The sequence below is a fragment of the Vibrio sp. 10N.247.310.23 genome (genome assembly GCF_041467155.1).
Classification (GTDB): Bacteria; Pseudomonadota; Gammaproteobacteria; order Enterobacterales; family Vibrionaceae; genus Vibrio; species Vibrio crassostreae_C.
This window is the reverse complement of record NZ_JBFSTZ010000019.1, coordinates 1-23,995: the sequence shown is the minus strand read 5'-3', so window position 1 is coordinate 23,995 and position 23,995 is coordinate 1. Positions and strand designations below refer to the sequence as shown.

The window sequence follows — 23,995 nt, the reverse complement described above, 5'->3', positions numbered from 1 at the left end:
GGTTAGAAAGCGTAATTCAAGCCAGCGTAATACGTTCGGCCTTGAATGACTTCAGTATAAGTCTCAGGGCTTGATACATCTTCATCCATCACGTTGTTGACACCGAGTTTCAGCTCCAGTTCCTCCATTAGGGTATGACGCATGCCAATATCAAAGGTTGTGTATGGGTCAGAGACATCATTGTTACCGAGCTCACCACGTACTTCACTGCGGTAATGGGCTCTTGCAAACAGATCGGTATCGTAAGTGACATACCAATTGGCTTTTACTGAAGCTTCATGTTCAGAGGTGCCGACAAGGCGTTCGCCGCTTGTGTCGTCTGTCGCATCAAGGTAAGTATATGAAGCGTCAAATCCAACGTGCTTGAACTGGTGTTCGGCATACAACTCTAAGCCTTTGAGCGTCGCTTTATCCACATTGATAAACGTATAGTAGCCGTCGCTCCCATTGGATCTTTCAACTTGCTGAATAATGTCGTCAACGCGGTTATAGAATACGGTGGCGTTAGCAGAGGTGGCTTCGTTGGCATAGTAGGCGCCAATTTCACTGAAGGTGCCGGTTTCTGCTTTGAGATCTTGGTTGCCATAGACGTTACAAGCCGCGGGTCTATCAGGGCAAGCTGGGCCGCTGGCTGGCGCGGTATAAGACGGTGAGATCTGTGCCATGGTCGGTGCTTTGAATGCGGTTCCAGCTCCGGCTTTTAAGCTCCAGTTGTCGGTTAAACCTTGTGTGATGTATCCACGATAAGTAAATTCACTGTCAAACAGGGAGTCATGATCAAAACGTCCACCGAGTGTCAGTATGGTCGAATCGGCAACGGCTAAGTTGGTTTCAAGATAAACAGCAGTACTGGTTCTATCGGTAGAGCCTCCTGTAATGCCGACGTTTTCGATTTCGGCATTGCGAGCCTCGGCTCCCACTGTCACGGTATGATCATCGACAAAGAAAACGGCTTGTACATCACCGCCATAGTTTTGTTCGGTGATGTCTGAACTTGGGGTGTCGTATTTAACATCAAAGTCACTGTAGTAGAGGTGGGCATCGACACTCACAAGATACGATTGGTAATCATACCCTAACGTGTAACTTTGGAGTTGACGCTCTTGTTCATACGAGCGGCCACGATACATTGCCGTCCCCGATTGATCCTCATTCGACAGTTGGACTTCCAAGTCAATCGTGTGTTGGTCGTTCAGCGCATAATCAAAAGAGTTCACTAAATTGTAATTTTCTTGCGCACGACGTTTAGTGAAGCTCGACTGTTCGGAATAAAAAGATTCGTCGGTGTCTAAATAGTTACCATATACGGTATAACCCAAAGCATCGGTAATAGGGGTTGAAAAATACAGACCATAAATTTGTCCACTACCACCCTTGTCACCTTGGTTGTATTGCCCTTCAACGCTTATCGCACCCTCTGCGGTACCACTGTGCTGACGAGTGATGACATTGACCACACCGCCCATGGTATCGGCACCATATAGAGTGGACATTGGGCCACGAATCACTTCGATATTATCGATAGCAATACTTGGCGTTAGGCTCAATGCATTGTCGCTACCACGCCATAATGCTTCTCGGGTATAAGATCGACGGCTGTTCAATAACACTTGCGTGTAGTCACTACTTAAACCACGAATTCGCACACCACGAGAGCCATTTGCTTGGGTCGACACGCTAACGCCTGGTGCGTCAATAAGCAGATCGCCTACGTCCCCTGTCATCTGATATTTACTCTGCTCTTGAACGTCTATCACGGTCAAGGTTGCAGGGGCTTCTAGTAGACTTGTGTTTTGGCCAGCGTTTGCGGTGACAACCACGGTTTCATCAATTGCCGATTCCGCCATAACAAAAGAAACGGGTATAAAGGTCAGGCTAAACAGACACGGTACAGCATGACTTGATTTGAGTTTTAACATGTAATGACTTCATGGTTTTTAAATGAGGACTGGCCTAGAATATAATGAAAATAAATCTCATTGACAATACCACTCACCATAAAGTTCTTTTGATTATATTCTATTGAAATTTAATATATTTTTGGATAATAATTCAGACTTATTGATAGTTTAAAATGATGTTTAATTGTTTTTTGATTGATAAGTGTGTGATGCCGTATTGCCATACTTTGAATGTATGGCTTAAAGGGTTGTTCCGCAAACAAATGTACTGGTTTTCAGATGCAATTAGGTTGCTAGTGCGTAAAATTGCTCCCAAGCAGATAAGCCTTCAGGATTATCGAGCTTCAATCTCTTTTTAATCGCACTATACCTAGCTTGTTTAACCTTTGGCTTTAAGAAGTTAATGATGATCTTATTTCGTTGCTCTTCTTTGACAAAACCACGAGAAGCCTCCACTTTAAAGTAAAGGTGGAGAAGGGTATTTTCGAAAGTAACTTTCAGTAGTTGATGATATGAACATTCAGGCATTGGTAAGGTGATTCACGTCAAGTTCAAGGGCTGATGGGACACTTGTTCCGTTACTGGTTTGCCTTGATTATCATAGACTTTAGGGACTGCCTGAAAAATGACAAAAGACTGATAGAGTGTGACGGCTACCTTAAAAACAAAGCGGCATTGAATTACCTTAAAGCTAGACACTCCTCCATCCACGCATCAACTTCACTTTCAACCCAAGCTACTGCCCTCCCCCCCAGACTGATAGACTGAGGAAATTGATCTTCATTCATTTTTCGGTAAATCGCTGAACGGCTAAGGGCGGTCTTTTGCATTACTTCTTTTAGCTTTAGAAATCTCATGGGACGTCCTCCTATGTTATTGGTTCCCATGTGATTACCTGGCACGTAGAAAAATACCGTTTTGTACCTTGTGGTGTTCAATGCCAACTTCAAACCCAGTAACAACAAAAAACACCTGCTGGCTATGTCAGCAAGTGATTCCTTATCATTACAATTGACGATTCGCAGCTGCAAGAGCGTATCTATAAGCGGCATCTTTTCCTGCGGAGCAAGCAGCGACTTTTCTTACCTCAACTTGCTTATCTGTACTTCGTTTATACACTAGCTCCCAAAGGTCTTGATGAGCTATCGGCTTTTTATTTGCTTTACGCCAATTTCGACGTTTCCAACCATCAAGCCAGTCATTAAAACCATCAACGCAATAGTCACTGCTTAAATAAATAATATCGCCATCACAAGCACGCTCCAACCCCAAAGCAAGTGCTGATAAGTCTGCGTAATTACGGTCTGTGATGCTATCAAGGAGCAGCCAGTCTTCATCCGCTATTCTTTCATAGTCATCGAATACAACCAGCCCTACCCCAGCAGAGAGTCGTCCTCTTCGCTTCTCTACGATGGCTGCTTCTACATAAATTTCTTTTTTCATTTTTATACTCTCCAGAGACTGAAAAGCCGATACATCCTTTGCACCAGCTAATTGTGTTGATTGTTCATTCGTCGCTCTATTGCGATTGCTACATAACAACGGCAAGAGAGTTATTTTTTACCTGTCTCTGGAAATACTCTCCTTCACACCCCGATTCAAAATGCTCTCAGATATATTTCATCAGTACGCATAACCAAACAGATAACCCAAGGAGCTCTTATGCGTAACGCCAACAACCAACACGATTACCCATTTAAAACTTCAGAGTTAAATGAACTGCTAGAACGTGCAGCCGACGCACTGGCTGCAAAATACAAACGTGAAGGCACGTTCACTAACCCAACTAATGTCAAAGAGTACTTAAAACTCAAATTAGGAGCTCATGACCGAGAAGTGTTTGCGGTGATGTTTCTTGATAACCAACATCAATTGATCAGTTTTGAAGAGTTGTTCTTTGGCACCATTGATGCTGCCTCTATTTACCCACGCGAAGTACTCAAAGCAGCACTAAACCATAACGCTGCTGCCGTCGTTTTTGCTCATAACCATCCTTCAGGTATTGCTGAGCCCTCTCAAGCAGATAGACGCATTACACAGCGTTTAGTAGATGCTCTCAAGCTGGTGGATATCCGAGTGTTGGACCACATCGTTGTGGGTGAGGATTATGTGTCATTTGCAGAAAAGGGGTGGATATGAATAAGTTTTCTATCTCTGGGGTAAATGATGAACTCGTTAGTCCCATGCATTGTTTTCTTGAAGCACTTATGTCTGAAAACGTCATCCCCAATACAGTCGAGCGGGTAGCGTTAAACATACGCTCTAAAGATATAAATAGTCGCTTTCAACCAATCGAAATTCAATTAGAGCGAACATCAAGCAAAACACCTTGGCAACTTCGCTTTATTGCCACCTTTGATGTGATGGTTACTGGTAAGCCACAAAAAGAGTTATCGCTGTATTTCAACTTCGCAGGGTGTTGGTTCTACCACCCAGAGATTAAGCAGTGCAACTTACAACGGCCAGAAGTTCAAACCTTACTTGCTAGCTGGCTTAAAGCCATCACTCACACTCTCATCACGCAACCGGCTATCTCAATCAACATCATATCCGTTCGTTAATCCTAACTTATTTCAAAGAGGTTCCTATGAATCAAGCAGCCAATCTGGCTATGTTCGCGTGCAAGCGAGCTAAGCCTTCACATCAACTGAAAGACTTAATCAAACGATCTATTGATGATGTTAATTACCGAGGAAAAATGACCATCTGTTTTCAAGATACCAATTACCACCCGAAGGACGGCGGCTTTCACCCTGTATCTATTACGGTAGATATCAAAGATAGCCATATCGCTCTTATTGAAATCACTGACCTTGTTTATGTGGGAACCGGTACACCAGAGCTCGTTCCTGACTTGGCTTTTGATTTTGCTAACAACGTCGCTTTCGCTCGTTTCAGCGGATGGCTTGGTATGTACCTGCAAGAAACAACCGAGCTATATGAAATGTGGGAGTGTAACTTTCTAGCTTATGTAGAAATGAACGCCTACGACCAAGTTCAGGTTGAGTACAGTTAATCATCACTCGTAGCAACCCTATCCACTAACCGTCCCGCTCCACTTCATATCACAAACATTCAGCACAACCACCAGCACAGAGCCAAAACGAGGCTGCTTCCCATATTGTTAAAACGGGAAGCTTCCATCCCTTGCTGTATAAGGGTTCTTTAATATCGTCTGCTCTGTGCTTCCCAAAACACCCTTCTACAGACAAAAAAGGAAGCAGACTATGGCTGAAGTCCAAGCAATTAAAGACGATGACACCATACGTATGGTTGGTCACTTATTGAGTATTCGTTGTCATCCACAAATGGCCGATGTATGGCATATCGGATTAAACCTAGCACTGAGGATTTCTGATTTGTTGTCGATTCGCTTTGAAGACATTCATGGCGACCGAGTCATTATTCGAGAGAGTAAAACCGGAAAGCTCGCCAACATTCAACTCAATACCAAAGCGCAGCAGCATATTGCTAGGTTGAGAGAGCAACATCCCGACCACATCTATTTGTTTCAATCCCACCGATGCCAACAGTTGAAAAACAAACCACCCCAGCCAATCTCACGACGCGCCGTGTCAATGGCGTTTCAGCAAGTAGGCCAAGAACTGAATATCGCTTTAGGTACTCACTCGATGAGAAAGACGCGAGGTTACTTTCTCTATCAATCCACAAAAGATATAGGACGTGTCATGAAAATGCTTCGTCACACATCTGAGGGAGTCACACTTCGCTATATAGGAATCACTCAAGATGAAGTCGATAAAGACTTTGTTTCTCTTGAACTTTAAACCTAATCATTTACTCAGGGGGCGGGACCGCTAATCCCTTATTAACATTAAGCTCAGAGCCCTTTTGAGTTTCGTTATCATCACATTTGAGAGGTAAATAACATGAATCCATATCACGCAATAGGGAGCTTTGTTGTAGGCAGCTTATCGAAAAGTTTAATCCAAAATTTATTCTGGAAAACCGACGGTCCAGTAAGGGGGAGCATTGTGTATTGCGATCTCGCATTTGGATATGCTGAGCATTCAGGTGTGTACATGGGAAATGGACGTATCATCCATCGTAATGGCAAAGGCCTTATCGAAGCTGCATCAATTCGTCAGTTTCTAGCAGATACCACAGCCCTTTCAATTTACGTCAGTTGCAACGCCCAAGGTAGAGCCGTTGGCAATGAGTCTACTGTTCAAATAGCAGGCGCTATGCTTGATGTACAAACAGACTATTCCCTGTTAAATGAAAACTGCCATCAGTTCTGTAGCCACTGCCTAAGTGGTGACATCTTCTCAAATACCTTCACCTTGACTCAGCTTAAACGTGACGCTCTTTTGCACATTCAAGCGAGTCAATGGCGCGTGTGGGACTTGAGGGATCGTCACAAAGGATAAGGGGATTCTCTCCCCTTTTTTAATCTCTTAGTCGAGGTTACCTAGTGCTACAGCCAAAGCAACGATGCCCCTCGCCATAGCGCTTAGTTCTCTTCTTTGCTAGATAGCTAATTCGATAAAACAGCTTACTGTACCAATAAGAAAAATCTTTGTGGTTTGAATCCAGGTGATAACCATGATTTCTCGGGAAGTAGACCAAACGACAAACATCTTCGGCTGCACAGCCAAGCGCACTCGCCCAGGATTTTATCACTAAAGCGGCTAAGCTATCTTGCCCTGAGTAGTCACCTGCCTTGCAAAAGCGCTCTTTATTGAGAAACAGAACTAAATGGTAATGATCGTTACATGATGTATCACGCTCTCTTACCCAAGCATACCTGACATTACAGGAATGTACTCTTTTTCGCTCTCCACGTATCTTTCGCGCCTGAGCTTCAATTCTGGCGCTTAAAGACTCTGTAAAGCGTTTCATCAAGTTTGTTCGTCTAAGGTTATAACTAACAATTTCATCTCGGCTAAGACAATCAAAGAAACTATCATCGACTGGCAATCTGAGATCAATTCGAATAGCGTACACTCGCGTGTATTCTTCAAGCGCACTGTTCATTGTAGTAAGCAATCTATCGAGATAGAGCATGTTATTTTCTTCCTGCGAACCTTGAATAGTTAGTCCATGGTAAGTTGATTCTTTCATGAGTTAGTTCCTGTGTTGTTTATCTACAGGTATCCCCACTCATCTTATTTTTTACCTTATCTCTATCACCTACTTAGGGTAGGTGTAACGCTTATAGTTACCCACCTTACTATCAGATAATAGTCATACCGACACTCCTGCTCTTCAGCTACTTGGTCACAAACCTTATAGGACAATGCTGCACGTAATACGGGTGTCCTGTAATCCACTCAGAAGTTATGTACATCTAGCCTAGTTCCGCTCACCGTTCAGAGCAACAATACCAATGAATTGCCACAATAAAATGCAGAATAACCTCACTAATAACTCACACTAAAACCACATAATAACCACCAAAAAATCACATATATATCACTAAAATTACTACACAGTAATTATAATTAATGATATATATTGGATACTGAACTTAACGACAGAGGCATATCAACTATGGCTTTTCACGTACCTAAAGAACCATTTAATGCTTATTCCTTCCGCGAATGCAGCTTCTATATCAACTACCTAAATCAAGCCCTTAATCAGGATACTTTTCAATCGGTGGAAGGTTTCAGTAGCGTTCAAGAATGTTTGAATGCTCTTAGACAGGAATTATCCTACCTAGAAAAAAATGGGAAAATTAACAGTAATCACATTAAGAAAATGAAGACTGATTTTCAAAACTGTCAACTATCTGGTGAGGATTTTTTATGGCTCCATAACTCAGATGAACGTTTCTGTAACTGGGTATGGTGTTATCTGAGGGAACAAAGCAAGATATTTGACAGAATTAAGTTTCGAGATCAGCTTAGAAGAGGTAACTCCAACAAAATAAAACTACATGACTTTGGCCTCGATCTTGATATTGGCAGAAACTTTGATGGATTATCACATGACGCTTTTAAGCCAATGAGTAATAATTTCACTGCAAGGAAAAGCAATATCATTGATAGCTTTCGGAGTTCCGAACTAGAACTATCACAGCAGCGTAAAGTTATTCAAACACTGCTAAACACTTGGGAGTCCATTCTGGAAGATACGAGAATGTCAGCCTGGCTTGAAGAAAACCAAACAGCTCAAAGCAATTGGTCATGGAAGTATATAAAAGATACAGGTTACAGACTTCAGTCAAAAGTCTGGAGCGTTTCAAGCGAACAAGACAAAAGAGCCGCTATTGTTGCGATTTTCGATATGCTTCACGATAAGCCAGATCGTAAATCACTCTTGATTGGTAAAATGAAGCGCGCATGGAGTCAAAAAAAGTTTCGAGATAAATGTAATGGTAAGAGGCCCTATAGCGTATCGATGACAGACAGGACGAAAAAGCGATTGATGTGGTTGGTCGAACAAGAAGACAGTAGCATCAATGAAATCATAAAAAATCTCATTGATATGCGCTTTGAGCAACTGAAATAGCACAAGTTGTGGTTGCAATGCGACACTCTCGTTAACAAAAAATCAAACCTTTTTTTAAATAACAAAAAAGTCAACACTGAAAATCAGAATACTAACTGCTTTCAGCCTCAATTCACAACCTTCAATAAGGCCCTATTTATAGGGCTTTTCTTTATTTTCGTCCATCTGGTGCCCATAGTTATACGTTAAAAAACCGAATTCAAGTCCAAAAGCGAAACTTCACCATTTAAGTAACCACGCATATTTCTCTGAACATGAAGGCTCATTGCCAAAAACTCGAGACACTTCTTCGGCCTGCAATTAAGCATCTAATGTTTTGCCAATCGCTTCGAGATTCTTAAAATAACGATCATTGTCGGCTGTAAACCGTGCCTTCATGCCTTTTGTAAGGCATCAGTATATTCAAGGTTGTCTCTCTGCGACGCCTTTATCTAATTTACAGTACCCTCATAATAGCTACAACTTTAATCCTTTTACCTTTGCGATACTCTTTATGTCCTTGCCTAAAGTGTCGGCAGAGCTTATCTTTATTAGCCTTCTCTTCAGCTATATATCAATAAATCAGCACATGCCTCCTGGGTATTCCTACACCCGTTAAAACTCCTAAAATTTAGTCTGGACTCCAGTTACGCCCAACCAACAATCTGATGAGCTGAACCCGTTCAAGTAGAATGATGTATTTCGCAGACAGCTTCCACCTACCTAAGTGAAATTTATTAAATTGACTATGATTTTCGTCCAAACAGTTAAAGTGTTAAAATGATCACAACAATGTTGATGGGGCTTAAGGTGGTCGTAAAAATACTTCTAGTCCCCCCACTATCTGATTTTTTCTTTTGGTACCCCACCTGATACCCCATCAGATTTACCATAAAAACAAAAGGTATATTTTTCATATGGTTGCAAGTAAAATCCAATGGTTTCCGGGTCACATGCATAAAGCCCGCAAAGAAATCGAAGAAGTTATCCCACAAGTTGATGTGATCATCGAAGTACTGGACGCTCGTATCCCGTTCAGTAGTGAAAACCCAATGATCTCTTCACTGCGCGGCGATAAGCCTTGTGTAAAAGTGCTGAACAAGCGTGACCTTGCAGATCCTGAACTGACTCAACGTTGGATTGAGCACTTCGAGAAGGAGCAAGGCGTTAAAGCGATTGCGATTACGACTAGCGTAAAAGAAGAAGTTAACCACGTTATGGAGCTGGTACGTAAACTGGCACCGCACCGTGAACAGATGGGCAAAAACATTCGTACAATGATCATGGGCATCCCGAACGTGGGTAAATCGACCATCATCAACTGCTTGGCTGGACGTACGATTGCGGTTACTGGTAACCAACCTGCGGTAACTCGTCGCCAACAACGTATCAATCTGCAAAATGGCGTGATCCTTTCAGATACTCCAGGAATCCTTTGGCCTAAAGTAGAAAACCCACACAGTGGCTTCCGCTTGGCTGCAACAGGTGCTGTAAAAGATACAGCAATGGAATACGATGAAGTGGCATTTTACACAGTAGAGTACCTAGCAAAACAGTACCCTAACCTTTTGCAAGAGCGCTACCAAATTGAAGAGCTGCCTGAGTCTGACATCGAACTGATGGAAGCGATTGGCCGTAAGCGTGGTGCACTTCGTGCCGGTGGTCATATCGACATTCACAAATGTTCAGAAATCCTGCTTCACGAATTGCGTAATGGCACTTTAGGTAAGGTAACGCTTGAGTTGCCAGAAATGATCACACAAGAGCTGATCGAAGTTGAAGAAGCGGCTGCGCTGAAAGCGGAACAACAGATTAAGAAAAAAGAAGAGCGTCGTAAGCGTTACCTGAAGAACAAGCGTTAATCGCGATTAGTTTTTATAATCTGCTTTAATTTCTGTTTACCACTCTTACACCAGCCTCTAGATATTCACGCTCTATCGATAATAGAGCGTGAATATTGCCCGCTACCGTTTGTTGATCTAGCTAACATACTGACAAATCTATAGAAATGGTCGTTTACAATCCCAAAGACTGTGACATACTACGCAAATTATTGTGTATCAATCTCGGCTAATTTCTCAATGCGCTCTTATTCTGGGTTCAAGAATCAAAGATTTAAAACCTATTTCGATAATGAAATTTATTTGCCGTACATAAATTTCATCTACATCCCTATCTCAATATTCTGTGCTTTTATCGTCACCGACTACATCCACTTTGGTAGCGAGTGCATTACGCCTATCATTTTCCGAGTCATACTTTTTTTATTGATGATGGCCGCCGCCAGATACTGTATTACAAACAAACCCAACGTTTTGGAACTCGTAGAAAGTGCCTTCCTTGTAATTAGCTCACTTTTCTTGGTCTATATCGGTCGACTAGCCATCGAGCTGAACAACTTCGATTACCAAGGTGGCATCATTTTAGTGATGATCTACATTGGTACGTTTTCAAGATTGTCAGCCAGATACAGTATATCTACGCTGTCGTTTATCTTTTTGGCTTATCTCATCGGCCTTGCGCCACTGCTTTATGAAGCGGAGCCAGAGCATGAAATAGAAACAATTTCCGTTTATATCTCGGCTTACATCCTAATCTCAGCGGCCTGTGTTAGACGTGACCTGGAAGTACACAAACGTTTCGCTCAATCCGAGCAACTCCGCAAACAAGCGATTCAGCTTCGCAAGCAATCTAATATGTTCGAGGCCCTTTCCTATCAAGACGCACTAACGGGCTGCTACAACCGCCTTTATCTTCATCAGGTGATAGAACCGAGCATAGACCGTCAGCGATCCATTACATCGCTCATGATAGATATTGATCATTTCAAATCGATTAACGACACCTACGGCCATCAAATGGGTGACATGGTGATTAAAGAACTGGCCGATGAGATTCAAAAACGACTACCGACTAGCAGTAACTGCTTTCGATACGGCGGTGAAGAGTTTTTGGTGCTGGTCCAAGGAGAAACCGAGGCTTCAATTGAATCGCTGGTTAATGCCCTTTTAGAATCCCCTACTCGCCTTAGATTAGAAGTAACAATTTCAATCGGTGTGAAACATGCCCCTCAAGCCCTTGGTTCTGTCGAGCAGCTTATCGACGACGCTGACCAAGCACTCTACATTTCGAAAAAAGGCGGTAGGAATAAGATCACATGGTGTGATTAATCGCCCAATATTTCACGCATCTTTGCGAATCATTAAAACGACCACTAATTCAATCAAAAAAGCCCCGAGCAACTTAATACTCGGGGCTTTTGTCTTTGTTCTTCTGCTTTAAAATAGCTTCGTTAAGAACCTGCTACTCAGCAAAAAAACAGTATTCAACAAGAATCGACTAAGAATACACAACGCTCGCTGTTTTCTGTTCAAGTTCAACGGGAGAGCTCCAAGAAATCACTTTTTCATTCACTTGGCTGCCACATGGTGCGTTCCAAACTTGCTCTAGTTCTTCTTTGCCACCAATCGCCTGATAAAAAGCAATCGCTTGGTGGTTCTCAGACATCACCTCTAGGTAAAGCCCTGAGTCCGAATAGTATTGCTGCAACCACTTCGACAATTCAGACAACAGACGCTTGCCTACACCTCGTCCACGATAATTATTATCTACATGTAACGCATCGATGAACGTACCACGCTCAAAGTTGTGATTACCGAACGCGCAGACAAAACCAACCAGTAAACCGCCTTCCTCAAGCAATAAAACATGTTGGTTGAAAGGAGGATTAATCAAACGAGTCTGCCAAATAACAGATCTGTCCTCCAAAACATCATGTTCTAGGTAATCATCAGCAAGAATGCCACGGTAATATAGCTTCCAGCTATCCGCGTGTAATTGGGCAATCCGCTCATAATCTTTATATTCAGCTACCTTAATTTCCATTTATTAGCCCTTAGTACTTCCATTTATGACTTGCTACTACATTTCACACTACCTTTATACAATATTTAAGCAAAACATACTAATACACGTTTACACTTTCAATATTGACTTACACGTGTACGCTGATATTCTAGCGCACAGATGTAAGCCCAATGGAAATTTGCTAATGAATAGTGCCGACAAACAATCTACAAAAAAGCCGCCATTAATCTGGCTCAATATTTTTGTGTTCTCTTTTAGTATGCTGCTTGCTGTTGTAGCGGCTCCCGTTTATGGCTACTTTTTTGGCTATGGCATGGAGCACTGGATATGGCTAGCAATCTGCTTTACGTTCTGTAACCTTTCAATCACGACAGGTTATCACCGCTTATGGTCACATAAAGCGTTTGAAGCGCATTCAAGCCTAAGATTCCTGTTTGCATTAGGTGGTGCATTTGCCCTGCAGAACAGCGCGCTACACTGGTCTTCTGATCACCGTGTTCACCACAAGCATGTCGATAACAACGACAAAGACCCATACTCTGCAAAACGTGGATTTTGGTACTCACACATTGGCTGGATGATTCGTAATTACAGCACCTCAATGTACGAAAACTACGAAAACTGCCGTGACCTTAAAAAAGATAAGATTGTTATGTGGCAGCACAAGCACTATGTTCTGTTAGCATTACTAATGAATTTCGGTGTTCCTATCGCTTTAGGCGTGATTTACGGTGACGTGATTGGCATGTTGTTAATCGTAGGTGCAGTTCGTTTGGTACTTAACCACCACACAACATTCTTTATTAACTCTCTTGCTCACATCTGGGGTAGCCAACCTTTTACTGACAAAAACACAGCGCGTGATAACGGTGTGTTAGCAGTACTCACTTTCGGCGAAGGCTACCACAACTTCCACCACATCTTTGAGAACGACTACCGTAACGGCATCTACTGGTGGCAATACGATCCAACAAAATGGTTGATTAAGAGTGCTTCGTTGATGGGACTGGCAAGTAAGCTTAAGAAAACCCCTCAAGCTCGTATTGAGAAAGCTGAAGCGTCAATGTTACTTAAACGCACCCAGCAAAAAATCATGCATCGTGCCGACAAGCAACAAATCGCAGAGAAGCTTCAACAAGAGTTTGATGCTCTAGTATCAAACATGAACGAATATTACGAAGTTAAAAAACAGCTACTTGAAAGCAAGCGCGAAGACGTTGTGAAGAAGTACGAACACTCTGTTCTTAAGGTTCGTTATCAGCAAATCAAAATGAATTTCGAACAACAGAAGAAAAATTGGGCAATGACGGTTGAGCAATACGCTTAAGCTAAAACAGTACGCTTAACACCCCAGTAACAACACAGTTTGATTCTTATTCAAAAGCCCTCATATTGCTATGAGGGCTTTTTTAATTCACAGTTCTAATTAAATTTATGAATTTTAAGTCTTTATTCTAATTACAGACACTAGTTCCAAATGTCACATTTTCAATGCAACAAGATATCACTTCAGAGCCTTGCCTGTGACAAGAATCACTTACAGAATGATATCCATCTCATAACATGCGCGTCCCAAATTTCTTTCAGCATTTAGCGGACCCACTTTATGAAATTGTTAAAAACATCTATCGCTTTCGCCATCTCTTCTGCACTTTTGATTGGTTGCAGCAGTGACACAGATTACGTTCAACCTGAAGAAGTAAAGATCGCGACTTATAACTTGTCTTTTGATCGTGCCACCTTCGAAGACCTTGTAACAGAAATGCAGATTGAACCAAGCGCTCAAACAAAACTAGTAACCGACTATTTGGATAACACGATTGATGACGCTGACAAAGTAACAGCTGCCAAGGTTATCCAGATCCGCAACGTCGCTGCCGTGATTCAAAAGAATCGACCTGATGTGCTGATGATGGCTGAATTTAACAATAATGGTACTGGTACCGACAAATCAGCGCTCGAAGGCTTCCAGAAGAACTACCTTTCTGTTGCTCAAAGTATCGAAGGTGCAGGTGGCGACGCGAACCTAGAACCAATTTCATATCCATATTTTGAAAGCTACTCGACCAATACAGGTTTGTTGAACGAATTTGGTTTTGATTTAGACAATGACGGTAATTTTGGAACACTTCCCGGTGATGCGTGGGGCTTCGGTTTCTACCATGGTCAGTATGCGTTTGCTCTAATGTCTAAATATGAGATAGACACGGCCAACACTCGCACATTCCAAGAATTTAAATGGAAAGATCTTGAAGGTGCAACCATCCCAACAATCACAGTTTGTGATGATCCTAGTAAGTTCCCTGTCGGCATGAACTGTGGCGACGAGTGGTACACAGCAGCTGAATGGGAAGAAGTTCGTCTATCGTCAAAAAACCACGTTGACGCGCCGATCCTAATTCCAACTAAAAACGGGACAGAAACCGTTCACTTGTTGATGTCACACCCTACTCCTCCAGCTTTTGATGTGGGTAAGAACATTGAGCAAAACGCAGCGGAAGTCGACTTCTGGCACCAATACATCCAAAACAAGTCGTTCATCTATGATGACACTGGAAAAACAGGTGGCCTAGAGCAAGGCAAGCACTTTGTTATGATGGGTGACCAAAACCTAGATCCTGTTGATGGCGACGGCATTAGCTCTGTAATGCAAGATTTGCATAACGACTCGTTAGTTAACCAAGACGTCACCAATGGCAGCTTGTATCCAACAAGTTATGGCGCAGCTGAACATGCGGTAGATAAATCATCGTCTCACCCACAACCGAACCGTATCACTTCAACATTTGGACTTGCTGTAGATTACGCACTGCCTTCAGCAACACTTAACATCGTTGATTCTGGTGTTTACTGGGCCGCTTCTTATGAAGAAGGACGCAAGCTATTCAATGACTCACGAATTGGTGATTATGGTAACGGTAAAGATGTTTCATCTGACCACCGCATGATCTGGGTAAAGGCTGATTTCAGTAACTAATTCATTCACTTTTTAAAATGCCCGGCTTAGTGTCGGGCTTTCTTATGAGCGTAATTCATTAAAAATCTCGCGATTACAAAGAGAATTATGGACACAAACAGCCATAGTCATTGGATAGATCGTATCTTTTTCTTTGGTTTATAGATACTTATATTACCCGGACCCAGAGATTTATTGCCCTAGGAATTCACAATGACTAAGCTAACCATTATTGCAACGATCGTCTCTAAAGAAGATAAAACTGAGCTAGTTAAATCAGAGATGATTAAATTGATCGATAAAACCCGCTCCGAAGAAGGCTGTATCAACTACGACCTCCATCAAGATAACAGTAACCCTGCTCACTTCGTTTTTCATGAGAACTGGGATTCTGAAGCTCATCTAGAGAAACACTTAGCGAGCCAACACATCGCCGAGTACATGGCTGCGACTGAAAACTGTATTGAAACCTTTGTGATTAACAAAATGACGCACATTGCCTAACCAGTCACTCAGTACTGATTCAATAAAAACCCTGCTTTCAACGCAGGGTTTCGCTTTTCTTGCCTGTCATGTTGTTTCGAGTTCATTTTGTGCCAGGCTCGATGTGCCGCTTCCTCCCTCATAAACAGAAGCTAATCTCTCCACAGTCGAAATATTCCTAAACCAATATCAAGTAACCTCACGAAAGATCATTCACATTCATTTAAATACTGTTCGCGCGCTTTGACCATAAACTAAGCGCCAAATTACAAGAACAACAGTCGACAGGAATGTAGATGAATACCAAACAACTTGAGGACGCTGTAAGTGAAGTGAACTTATTCAATCAGCACCTATACTTAATCCAATCCGTGCATACCATTCCGGCCCCAAAAATGAATTGGGAGTCGATTGCGATGGAGCCTGCTCCGGTAATGCCAACAGTTCGATTCGATCATAAAGTCAAAGCCATGGAAGCACTCGATGAGTACAAGCCTAGCTGGCTAGATATGCTGCTAGGCAACAAGTCGAAATTGTACACCCTCACCAACAATATTGAGCGTGCCGCCGAACAGGACATCGAGCAATACAAGACAGAGTTTGTGCATTGGGTTCAAAGCTACAGCTACTGGGCCAAGGGCAATCAATTATCGAAAGGTATTTTAAACAACGATAGCGAAGCAAAGCTTTCTGCCCTTTCCGAAGCTCAGCAGAACTCTATTAACGCCGCGGTAGCCGACACTAAGCTGATTAACCATAACTTCAATACTTATAAGAATGGTCACCTGCTAGAAATCAATATTCAGGTTAATAAGCACAACGTGATCCCTAAAGAAAAAAAGGTAATGTGCCAAGGTGAAGTGAAGCTTGAAACGATGTCTCTTTCTGAAAGCAATGCTTTATATCGAGAGTATGTCTCCAGCTGTATTCTCAAATGTGCGCAAGATGCTTTCAATGTCTTACCCGAGACGAGCGTTGTGATCAATGTTGAACAGATTTCAGCAGATCAATCAAGCGAGACCATAGTTTCATGGCATGTCGAACAAGGGCTACTCGAGTTCTTATTAATCGAAGACGATAAACCTTCTGAGATACTTGAATTCTTTGTCCACATTGAAGATTTCAATCCTCATCGAGGTAGCGGGTTCTCAGCGATAAAAACGATTTTTTCGCCTTTACCTATGGCGTCGTAACTCACTAGCTTTTTCGATTCAATCATTGGCGACTCTTCACGACTAACCTTGCGTTCGTCGTGTTCTATCATTTTATATACCAAACCATTATGTCGACACACGCTATCTCGCAAACAACGCGCCCATTAACAAACACAGTTTTATACACACGCTCCCTAGCAAAGCTGCCTCTATTTCTCATCGCGTTCTCTATGCCCGTATTTGGAGAAGAGGTTGAAGAAGTAGTACTCGAGGACGACGTTGTATTAAGCGAAGCTTCTGAGGTATAAGAAGAAACTGAAGAATCCCCTTTTACGCCCCTGACCAAGCTCGGGTTTATCTACTCGCAAAACACCAGTTCATCTTTGTCGATCAACTCTGGAATCTCTGTTGGATACAAAAAGAGAACTGGGGCCAACGAGTTCAGTTTGATACCTACTATACCGATGCTGAAAACGATGAAGACGGCACCAATCGCTATACCACCAACTATGGCATCAGCTATGACTTGAACGAAGTCACCTATTTGGTCGCAACAACACGTTTTGAACACGACCACTTTGGTACTTATCGTAAGCAATTTATAACGGCTACAGGATTGGGTCGCCACTTTTATGATACTGAAAGAATCAAACTTCAAGGCTCTGCTGGTCCGGGTTACCGAATCAGTCAACGGCAATCCTCCGATGAAGAGTTCCCGAACAAAGAGAACTATGAACTAATCGTGAATGCCAGTGTTGATGGCTCTCTGACGATCACAGAAACGTTTTCTATGTGGGCAACGGCTAACATGGCTTACGGTGAAGAGAACACCAATTACAACCTCAAAGGCTATCTAAAGAACATATTGATGGGCAATTTGGCGCTGACTTTTGATACCGAATACATCTACAACACCACTGTCGCATCAGACCAAAGTAACGCCGAAATCTACAGCTCAATGAATCTAAACTACGACTTCTAACCGCTCTCCTCACTTAATCTAGCCCACAACAGCAAAAGGCCCTCACAATGAGGGCCTTGAAGTATCTAGCTAAACCTAAAACATCTCGCTACGCTGGTTTCGTTCTCAATCGAGTCAACAAATCCATTTGCTTTAGGTTCGCCATACCGACATACGCGACTGGCACTAAGAACAATGAGAAAAAAGTTCCGACAGACAAGCCACCGACCAGAACCAAACCAATATTGATTCGACCTAAGGAACCCGGGCCATCCGCCAGTGCCAATGGCAATGAACCGAGGATCATCGTCAGTGAGGTCATCAAGATTGGACGTAACCTTGAACGTGCACTGCTGATCGCCGCTTCTTTCGCACTCGCGCCAGATTTGCGTTTCTCGTTGGCAAACTCCACCAGCAAAATACCGTGTTTGGTCACGAGACCAACCAGTGTCAGCAATCCTATCTTCGAGTAAATATTGAGGCTTTGACCAAATACCGAAAGCGTCAAAATCGCGCCCACAATACACAATGGAACCGTTAGCAAGATGATCATTGGGTCAACAAAGCTTTCAAACTGCGCCGCCAAGATCAAGAAGATGAAAATCAACGCCAATACGAACAGCACTTGTGCGCCCGCGGTTGAATCAACCAGGTCTTTAACTACGCCATTGAACTCGTAGCTCTGAGCAGGTTTCAACAGACTTGGTACCGTGTCATCAATGTATGCCTTCACGTCGCTCGCCGTATATCCGGGCATCAAGTCCGCGGTGATTTCAGCACTGTCTTTACCCATGAACGTCTTGAAATTAGATTCCGATGTCACTTGCTTGATTGATACAAACTGAGATAAAGGAAGCCTTTGACCCGACTGTGAATCCACGTACAGCTTATCGAGCACCTTGAAATCGCCAAGATCACTAAGATTTACTTGAACTTGAATTGGGTACGTATAGCCATCATCCGCTTGTAGATCTGCCGCTTTCACTGATCCTAAGAAAGTAGATAGCGCATTGGTGACATTACTGTAATCCACACCAGACAATACGATAGCATTGCGGTCAATCGACAAGTCATAACGCAATTGGTCACGCAACATCGAATTTTTAATGTTGGTCACGCCCTCATAACTCTCAAGCGCCTCCACCACCTCATTCGCCGTTTCCGACAATACGGTGGTATCACGGTTAACCGTCGTTAACTCTAGGATCATATTAGTGGCAATGTTCAAGTTATCAGCCGAGCGAACCTTGAAAGACATGCCATAAGCAGAGACCGAACTTTGCGCTTTAGCGATAAACTCGTTCACCAACTCATCAGCTGACTGGTCACGCTCGCCCCATGATTTCAATAAAACGTGATTGGTCGGAGTCCCTTCGATGTAAGATAAATTCGCTTCTACTGAATTATCACCTTTGAACACACTGTTGAGTTGCTCGTTGTTGTCTAGGTGATACTGACGTCCGACTCCTGTAGGAGGCGTTGAAGTGACCTCAACAAAACCAGTATCTTCCGTTGGAAGCAACACTTGAGGCATTGTCCAAACCGCTAAGGCCGATAAAGCGATCAGCACTAAAGCAATACCACTCATCAGAGCCTTACGATCAAACCATTTGCCTAACTCTTTCGTGTATAAATCCGATAACACATTCAGTTTCGCATCAACTTTTTGATACCACTTCGCCGGGGTTGATACTGGCTTCATTAAGTAAGCACTCATCATTGGTGAGAGCGTTAACGCCACAAACCCAGAGATGATCACCGCTGCTGCAAGCGTGAACGCGAACTGCCTGAATAGATCGGCGGTTAGGCCTGCCATCAAGCCAATTGGTAAGTAAACAACGGCCAAAGTCAGCGTCATCGCAATCACTGGAAATACGATCTCTCGACACCCTTTAATTGCAGCATTGAACGGCGTTTCACCCTCTTCGATATGACGGTAGCAGTTTTCAGCCACAACAATCGCATCATCAACCACCAAACCAATGGCGAGAATGATAGCGAGAATCGTCAGTACGTTGATGCTAAATCCAAGTAAATGCATGACGGCAAATACGCCTATTACGCACACAGGAATGGTGATAATAGGAATAGACGCCACACGAACTGAACCAAGGAACAACACGACAACGGCTGAAACCAGAACAATCGCTTCAACTAAAGTCATGAAGCCTTCGTCAATTGCAGTTTTAATAAAATCAGCTTGGTTGTAGACCATCTTCATCTCAATGCCTTCAGGCAACTGAGGTTGAATCACGTCTATTTGCTTCTTAACCTTATTGGCAACCGTCACTGGGTTTTCACTTTTCAGTGGCAGTACCTGAATCGACATAGCTAAGTTGTCGTCAACACGAAGAATACTCGGTGTAAGGCTCTCCTCACCCATTTTTACTTCAGCAATATCGCCAATACGAATGATTTTGCCGTTATCGACACGAACCACCAAATCTCGCACATCATCAACACTGGTCACTTGGTTGACTGGGTTAATGGAGAAATCTCGCACCTGACCTTTGATAGTACCCGCGGTAAATGTCGCATTGTATGAGCTTAATGTTCCAACCACATCGGATGCACTCATATTGAGCGCCATCATTCGATCTGGTTGTAACCACACACGAACCGCTTTTTCACTGCCACCATACGGCCCCCAAATCCCACCCACACCTTGTATGTGCTTAAACTGGGGCACGACTTGCTGGCTAATGTAGTCATACATGTCTTGCTTAGACATCTTGCCGGTATTCACAAACGTGATGATGTTACTCGGCATGCTGGTATCAGAAGAGTCATCCGTTACCGTTGGCTTATCCGTCATACTAGGAGGGAAATCACCAATCGCTTCAACACTGCTACGCAGATTGTTCATCAAGCTCGTGTATTCGACGTCATTAATGTCATCTTCAAAGATGATTTTTAGATTACACGTTCCTTCCTGACAGTCGGTCGTCATGGTTTTCACGCTGTCTAAGCCCGTTGCCGCCGTGATCAGTTTATCTGCCACATTGCGCGACATGAACTCAGCACTGGCACCATTGATCGCAGCAGTGACCGTTGCTGAAGGTGTTTTATGTTCAGGAAAGTATTGGATTGAGAGCTTTTGAAACGACAAAAGTCCAAGCAAAACAATGGTGATACTCAGAACAGACGCAAACACAGGGTGCTTGATACAAATCTCAGGAAGCTTCATTCAGATTCTCCTTTGTTACGGCTTCCTTGCTGTGGGTTTCGCTCGATAACGGCTCAACAGTCGCGCTAGTCTCTGCTTGCTCGCTATTTTCATTGATCGCTTCATCTACACCTTTTGTTGCTTCCGTCCAATCAACCGAAGGCTCAACCGGATGTGCTTCATCAATCTGTGTTTCGGTCTTTTCTACCTCGTGCTGAACGGTCTGCTTAGTGACCACTTTATCTACCGGCTCCGTTATTAACTCAACCGTTTTCTGCTCCGCATTAGGGTTCATTACCTTAACTAGAGACGCTTTCTTTAGGTTCTGTTGTCCCGTCACTACGACCTGATCACCCAGTTTCAACCCGCTTTCTACAACGACGTACCCATCGTTAGTGTTCACGCCTAATTCAACAATGCGTTGCTCGATTTTTTCGCCATTCACAATCCATACAAAACGTTGTGCATTTTTTGCTTGAACGGAATTTTGGGAAACCACCATTTGAGTCGTGTCTTCGCTCGTCATTTGGCTTACTTTGGCAAACATGCCCGGAACTAAGCGATGATCTGGATTGGTCACGTGCGCGTGTACTTCTACGCGACCTGAACTCTCATCAACCGCGGGCGCAATGTAATCCACCACACCAGAAAACGCTTCATCGACAAAAGCATCAACTTGGATAGAGACATTCTGCCCAAGTTTTGCGTTGCCTAAATCCGATTGTCCAATCGAATACTGAACTTCGACAGGATCGAGTTTAATCAAACTCACCAACGCGGTTGCGCCATCAATCTTACTGCCCACTGAGTGGGTAAAATTAGTTAACTGCCCATCAAATGGCGCTACCAATAAATAGTCATTCATCAGCGCTTCTTTCTGTCGGTAATCCGCTGCTGCTAAATTCGCCTGCTCTCCCAGTTCTTCCACATCTTGTTGAGACATAGAGTCGGGCTGTTTCTTTAGTAATTCTTGTACTCGCTTTAATTTCGACTTTGCTAACGCTAGAGAGCTTCTTGCTTTGTCTAGATCGGCTTTCGCTTTGGTATTGTCCAATTGAGCGATCAACTCGCCTTTTTTAACTGAATCTCCATCTTTGAAATGGATGTTGAGAATTTTGTCGGAGGCACTGAATGTCAATGCAGCAGAATCCGTTGCCCTGATTTTGCCAACCTCGTTGATTGAAGATGTGAATGCTTGTTTGTGCGCTTTTTCGATAGTCACAGGAATCAAGTTTGAATCTTGGGCAAACGATGGAGAGATATGTAAGGCAAACAGTGCCAAACAGATTGTTTTGCTAAGCTTTGTAAATTTCATTTTTAATAACCATAACCGTTGAATTCGTCTGAATTAAAACGTTTTTCTAAGCAGCTATTTCTTACTTAATGAGCTTCCAGCTATTTAAATAATGCTAAAACAGCTAATAATGAGAAAAGGGCTCAACTCACTGTCGAGCCCTGCAATTTTTATATGATTCCTAAATTTTTACGTTCTGAACTCCAAAGTAAAAGTTAAAAACGATGCTGATATTGAACACCAAGCAAAAGAGCATCGGCAGTCACATCAGCAGTTATATTGGAACTCGTTCCTGGAATCGTCGTCAGGTTTTCGTCAATATCTTGTGATTCTCCGATGATAAATCCGACTCCAACGTCCACAGAACTGGCATTGGTGAAGTTATATGTCCCTCCGACCGTGAGCCAGTGACGGTTAACATCAGGAATAGAGAGCGATGTGAGTTCGTCAGTCGGGGAAATGTCGTACATGTAACCCGCTCTTAGAACGACCTCTTTTGACATGGTGTACGTACCACCGACAGAAACATGTCCTGCATCTTTCCATTGATACTCTTTAATAGAGTCGTCATAAGAGTCAGATGTTAGCGAGTCAAATTCAGACCAGTTCACCCACTGCAAGCTGTAATGGAAAGCCCACTGTTCGTTGAGCTGGTGCCAACCGGAAAACTCTAGAGTGTCTGGTAGAGGTACGTTCATCTTGTCGGCAGGAACGCCGCCTTTGGTAATGTCACCTTCCACTTCGATATCTGGGCTGTAACGGTAACTAATACCAAACTTGTTATGTTCATTGACTTGGTAAGTCGCACCAACGTTAGCCCCCAAAACGAAACCGTCTGCATCTACGTTTAACAAGTTTTGGCGGTATATTTCGCCCTCACCGTAAATAACATCTAGCCCTATGCCCAAATTGATTTTTTTAGACAACTCGTAAGCCACAGCGAAACCCACATTGATACTGGAAAGCGCCGTTTTTCCTCCAAACTCATCAGCTTCGAACGAGTTATCAAATTCAACGTCAGTACCGAGATTGGAGTGAACCGTTACACCTAATGTGAACTTCGAATCTTCGATAGAATGAACATAATGAATGTTTGGAACTAATGTCCCTGCGTCTAATGATTGGTCATCCAACATTTCAGTATCACCAATCATTGGCGTGTAGCTAACATTAGACACATCAATACCACTATCGACATAGATAGCACCTACAGAAAGTGTTGGTTGCTCGATGTAAGCCATCGCAGCGCTGTTCTTAGCCACAATTGCCGCACTATCGGCCATAACAGCATCACCCGCGAATGCACGACCTAACCCTGTTACGGACTGTGCGTTAAGTTGAAAACCGGCCGCGTTAATCAGGCAAGGAACAAGAGCAACTGCAGTGCCCAAAAAAGTTTATTCTTCATTTTGAGGCACCTCTGTTTCGATATGATCTTCGTTATTAATGACAACAAGCGAACCGTCAGTCATCACCATCGAAGCAACAGCTAACTGTTGGGTTGTCACGGCTTCACGTACATCTGACATATTTCCGCCTGGCATACCCGGTAGGCCATTTTCATCAACGGGGCCTTCATACGGGAATAAGTACGTACCATGTCCACCGGTTGTCGTTCTTATGACTCCACCGAGTTCGATCTGATCACGCTTTGTACCCGTTATTGGGGGCGTTGTTGCCTAAATCAATTGAACCTTTTTCGAGTCCTGCGATCTGATCCTTTATGATGGTTAGAGCGGTGACAACATGGGTAAGGC

The 23,995-nt window shown here is 43.1% G+C and carries 19 protein-coding genes and 4 pseudogenes; 13 read left to right on the top strand and 10 right to left on the bottom strand.

Translation table 11 applies throughout. The annotated features are described in order from the left end of the window. Positions 1–2 precede the first annotated feature (2 nt). The 4 genes and pseudogenes from AB6D93_RS15145 to AB6D93_RS15130 all read right to left on the bottom strand — a co-directional run bounded on the left by AB6D93_RS15145 (position 3) and on the right by AB6D93_RS15130 (position 3,344). Positions 3–1,919, bottom strand: coding sequence for a TonB-dependent siderophore receptor (locus AB6D93_RS15145; RefSeq protein ID WP_016787628.1), 1,917 nt, complete (start codon positions 1,917–1,919; stop codon positions 3–5). 324 nt (positions 1,920–2,243) lie between these two features. Beyond that, positions 2,244–2,429 (bottom strand): annotated as a pseudogene (locus tag AB6D93_RS15140) (DUF2913 family protein); the annotation flags it as partial. 152 nt (positions 2,430–2,581) lie between these two features. After that, a complete protein-coding gene (locus tag AB6D93_RS15135) occupies positions 2,582–2,788 on the bottom strand; it encodes an AlpA family transcriptional regulator (RefSeq protein WP_102304078.1) in 207 nt (68 codons plus the stop codon). A gap of 118 nt (positions 2,789–2,906) precedes the next feature. Then, positions 2,907–3,344: an RNase H family protein gene (locus AB6D93_RS15130; RefSeq protein WP_102333508.1), complete on the bottom strand. Its 438-nt coding sequence runs from the start codon at positions 3,342–3,344 to the stop codon at positions 2,907–2,909. A 219-nt stretch (positions 3,345–3,563) separates the two neighbouring features. On the opposite strand from AB6D93_RS15130, the gene radC reads away from it, so the two are divergent. From radC to AB6D93_RS15105, 5 genes are all read left to right on the top strand, one after another. After that, the gene (radC, locus tag AB6D93_RS15125; RefSeq protein WP_102333509.1) at positions 3,564–4,040 is read left to right on the top strand and encodes a DNA repair protein RadC; all 477 of its coding nucleotides are present in this window, start codon (positions 3,564–3,566) and stop codon (positions 4,038–4,040) included. Next, positions 4,037–4,462: a DUF2787 family protein gene (locus AB6D93_RS15120; protein WP_102333510.1), complete on the top strand. Its 426-nt coding sequence runs from the start codon at positions 4,037–4,039 to the stop codon at positions 4,460–4,462. Before radC ends, AB6D93_RS15120 begins: the two co-directional genes overlap by 4 nt. A 26-nt stretch (positions 4,463–4,488) precedes the next feature. Then, positions 4,489–4,917, top strand: a complete 429-nt coding sequence (locus AB6D93_RS15115) for a DUF2787 family protein (RefSeq protein WP_017102422.1) — start codon at positions 4,489–4,491, stop codon at positions 4,915–4,917. A 211-nt stretch (positions 4,918–5,128) separates the two neighbouring features. After that, positions 5,129–5,689, top strand: coding sequence for a tyrosine-type recombinase/integrase (locus AB6D93_RS15110; protein ID WP_102333511.1), 561 nt, complete (start codon positions 5,129–5,131; stop codon positions 5,687–5,689). Positions 5,690–5,791: 102 nt separating this feature from the next. Further along, on the top strand, positions 5,792–6,292 hold the full coding sequence (locus AB6D93_RS15105) for a lecithin retinol acyltransferase family protein (protein ID WP_102333512.1): 501 nt from the start codon (positions 5,792–5,794) through the stop codon (positions 6,290–6,292). 37 nt (positions 6,293–6,329) lie between these two features. Here AB6D93_RS15105 and AB6D93_RS15100 read toward each other — a convergent pair whose 3' ends face one another. Continuing rightward, positions 6,330–6,986: an inovirus Gp2 family protein gene (locus AB6D93_RS15100; RefSeq protein ID WP_086714178.1), complete on the bottom strand. Its 657-nt coding sequence runs from the start codon at positions 6,984–6,986 to the stop codon at positions 6,330–6,332. Positions 6,987–7,379: 393 nt separating this feature from the next. On the opposite strand from AB6D93_RS15100, the gene AB6D93_RS15095 reads away from it, so the two are divergent. The 3 genes from AB6D93_RS15095 to AB6D93_RS15085 all read left to right on the top strand — a co-directional run bounded on the left by AB6D93_RS15095 (position 7,380) and on the right by AB6D93_RS15085 (position 11,527). After that, positions 7,380–8,378 (top strand): hypothetical protein, encoded by a 999-nt coding sequence (locus tag AB6D93_RS15095; RefSeq protein ID WP_133154074.1) that lies wholly within the window; start codon positions 7,380–7,382, stop codon positions 8,376–8,378. Between the two features lie 896 nt (positions 8,379–9,274). Further along, positions 9,275–10,219 (top strand): ribosome biogenesis GTPase YlqF, encoded by a 945-nt coding sequence (gene ylqF, locus AB6D93_RS15090; protein WP_086714176.1) that lies wholly within the window; start codon positions 9,275–9,277, stop codon positions 10,217–10,219. A 282-nt stretch (positions 10,220–10,501) separates the two neighbouring features. Next, a complete protein-coding gene (locus AB6D93_RS15085; protein ID WP_065584644.1) occupies positions 10,502–11,527 on the top strand; it encodes a GGDEF domain-containing protein in 1,026 nt (341 codons plus the stop codon). A gap of 169 nt (positions 11,528–11,696) precedes the next feature. Here AB6D93_RS15085 and AB6D93_RS15080 read toward each other — a convergent pair whose 3' ends face one another. Next, on the bottom strand, positions 11,697–12,242 hold the full coding sequence (locus tag AB6D93_RS15080) for an N-acetyltransferase (protein ID WP_017062600.1): 546 nt from the start codon (positions 12,240–12,242) through the stop codon (positions 11,697–11,699). 166 nt (positions 12,243–12,408) lie between these two features. On the opposite strand from AB6D93_RS15080, the gene AB6D93_RS15075 reads away from it, so the two are divergent. The 5 genes and pseudogenes from AB6D93_RS15075 (at position 12,409) to AB6D93_RS15055 (ending at position 17,799) form a co-directional block, all read left to right on the top strand. Next, entirely contained in the window at positions 12,409–13,551 is a 1,143-nt protein-coding gene (locus AB6D93_RS15075; RefSeq protein WP_017062601.1) for a fatty acid desaturase, read from the top strand. Positions 13,552–13,830: 279 nt separating this feature from the next. Beyond that, complete coding sequence (locus tag AB6D93_RS15070; RefSeq protein WP_065584769.1) at positions 13,831–15,201, top strand: endonuclease/exonuclease/phosphatase family protein; 1,371 nt, start codon at positions 13,831–13,833, stop codon at positions 15,199–15,201. A gap of 192 nt (positions 15,202–15,393) precedes the next feature. Next, the gene (locus AB6D93_RS15065) at positions 15,394–15,684 is read left to right on the top strand and encodes a putative quinol monooxygenase (protein ID WP_065584768.1); all 291 of its coding nucleotides are present in this window, start codon (positions 15,394–15,396) and stop codon (positions 15,682–15,684) included. A 275-nt stretch (positions 15,685–15,959) separates the two neighbouring features. Further along, a complete protein-coding gene (locus AB6D93_RS15060) occupies positions 15,960–16,856 on the top strand; it encodes a hypothetical protein (protein WP_065584767.1) in 897 nt (298 codons plus the stop codon). A 191-nt stretch (positions 16,857–17,047) separates the two neighbouring features. Further along, a pseudogene (locus AB6D93_RS15055) lies at positions 17,048–17,799 on the top strand (DUF481 domain-containing protein). A gap of 88 nt (positions 17,800–17,887) precedes the next feature. Here the strand turns inward: AB6D93_RS15055 and AB6D93_RS15050 are convergent. The 4 genes and pseudogenes from AB6D93_RS15050 to AB6D93_RS15035 form a co-directional block, all read right to left on the bottom strand. Further along, entirely contained in the window at positions 17,888–20,965 is a 3,078-nt protein-coding gene (locus tag AB6D93_RS15050; RefSeq protein ID WP_102333513.1) for an efflux RND transporter permease subunit, read from the bottom strand. After that, on the bottom strand, positions 20,952–22,259 hold the full coding sequence (locus AB6D93_RS15045; protein WP_102333514.1) for an efflux RND transporter periplasmic adaptor subunit: 1,308 nt from the start codon (positions 22,257–22,259) through the stop codon (positions 20,952–20,954). Before AB6D93_RS15045 ends, AB6D93_RS15050 begins: the two co-directional genes overlap by 14 nt. 194 nt (positions 22,260–22,453) lie before the next feature. Then, positions 22,454–23,646 (bottom strand): annotated as a pseudogene (locus tag AB6D93_RS15040) (outer membrane protein transport protein). Continuing rightward, positions 23,636–23,905, bottom strand: a pseudogene (locus tag AB6D93_RS15035) (lipase); the annotation flags it as partial. The pseudogenes AB6D93_RS15035 and AB6D93_RS15040, both read right to left, overlap by 11 nt. Positions 23,906–23,995: the final 90 nt, after the last annotated feature.

What these genes read in the sequence shown, in the direction of transcription:
- AB6D93_RS15145 (WP_016787628.1), bottom strand. Translation starts at nt 1,919, where the DNA reads ATGTTAAAACTCAAATCAAGTCATGCTGTACCGTGTCTGTTTAGCCTG.
- AB6D93_RS15135 (WP_102304078.1), bottom strand. Translation starts at nt 2,788, where the DNA reads ATGGGAACCAATAACATAGGAGGACGTCCCATGAGATTTCTAAAGCTA.
- AB6D93_RS15130 (WP_102333508.1), bottom strand. Translation starts at nt 3,344, where the DNA reads ATGAAAAAAGAAATTTATGTAGAAGCAGCCATCGTAGAGAAGCGAAGA.
- radC (WP_102333509.1), top strand. Translation starts at nt 3,564, where the DNA reads ATGCGTAACGCCAACAACCAACACGATTACCCATTTAAAACTTCAGAG.
- AB6D93_RS15120 (WP_102333510.1), top strand. Translation starts at nt 4,037, where the DNA reads ATGAATAAGTTTTCTATCTCTGGGGTAAATGATGAACTCGTTAGTCCC.
- AB6D93_RS15115 (WP_017102422.1), top strand. Translation starts at nt 4,489, where the DNA reads ATGAATCAAGCAGCCAATCTGGCTATGTTCGCGTGCAAGCGAGCTAAG.
- AB6D93_RS15110 (WP_102333511.1), top strand. Translation starts at nt 5,129, where the DNA reads ATGGCTGAAGTCCAAGCAATTAAAGACGATGACACCATACGTATGGTT.
- AB6D93_RS15105 (WP_102333512.1), top strand. Translation starts at nt 5,792, where the DNA reads ATGAATCCATATCACGCAATAGGGAGCTTTGTTGTAGGCAGCTTATCG.
- AB6D93_RS15100 (WP_086714178.1), bottom strand. Translation starts at nt 6,986, where the DNA reads ATGAAAGAATCAACTTACCATGGACTAACTATTCAAGGTTCGCAGGAA.
- ylqF (WP_086714176.1), top strand. Translation starts at nt 9,275, where the DNA reads ATGGTTGCAAGTAAAATCCAATGGTTTCCGGGTCACATGCATAAAGCC.
- AB6D93_RS15080 (WP_017062600.1), bottom strand. Translation starts at nt 12,242, where the DNA reads ATGGAAATTAAGGTAGCTGAATATAAAGATTATGAGCGGATTGCCCAA.
- AB6D93_RS15075 (WP_017062601.1), top strand. Translation starts at nt 12,409, where the DNA reads ATGAATAGTGCCGACAAACAATCTACAAAAAAGCCGCCATTAATCTGG.
- AB6D93_RS15070 (WP_065584769.1), top strand. Translation starts at nt 13,831, where the DNA reads ATGAAATTGTTAAAAACATCTATCGCTTTCGCCATCTCTTCTGCACTT.
- AB6D93_RS15065 (WP_065584768.1), top strand. Translation starts at nt 15,394, where the DNA reads ATGACTAAGCTAACCATTATTGCAACGATCGTCTCTAAAGAAGATAAA.
- AB6D93_RS15060 (WP_065584767.1), top strand. Translation starts at nt 15,960, where the DNA reads ATGAATACCAAACAACTTGAGGACGCTGTAAGTGAAGTGAACTTATTC.
- AB6D93_RS15050 (WP_102333513.1), bottom strand. Translation starts at nt 20,965, where the DNA reads ATGAAGCTTCCTGAGATTTGTATCAAGCACCCTGTGTTTGCGTCTGTT.
- AB6D93_RS15045 (WP_102333514.1), bottom strand. Translation starts at nt 22,259, where the DNA reads ATGAAATTTACAAAGCTTAGCAAAACAATCTGTTTGGCACTGTTTGCC.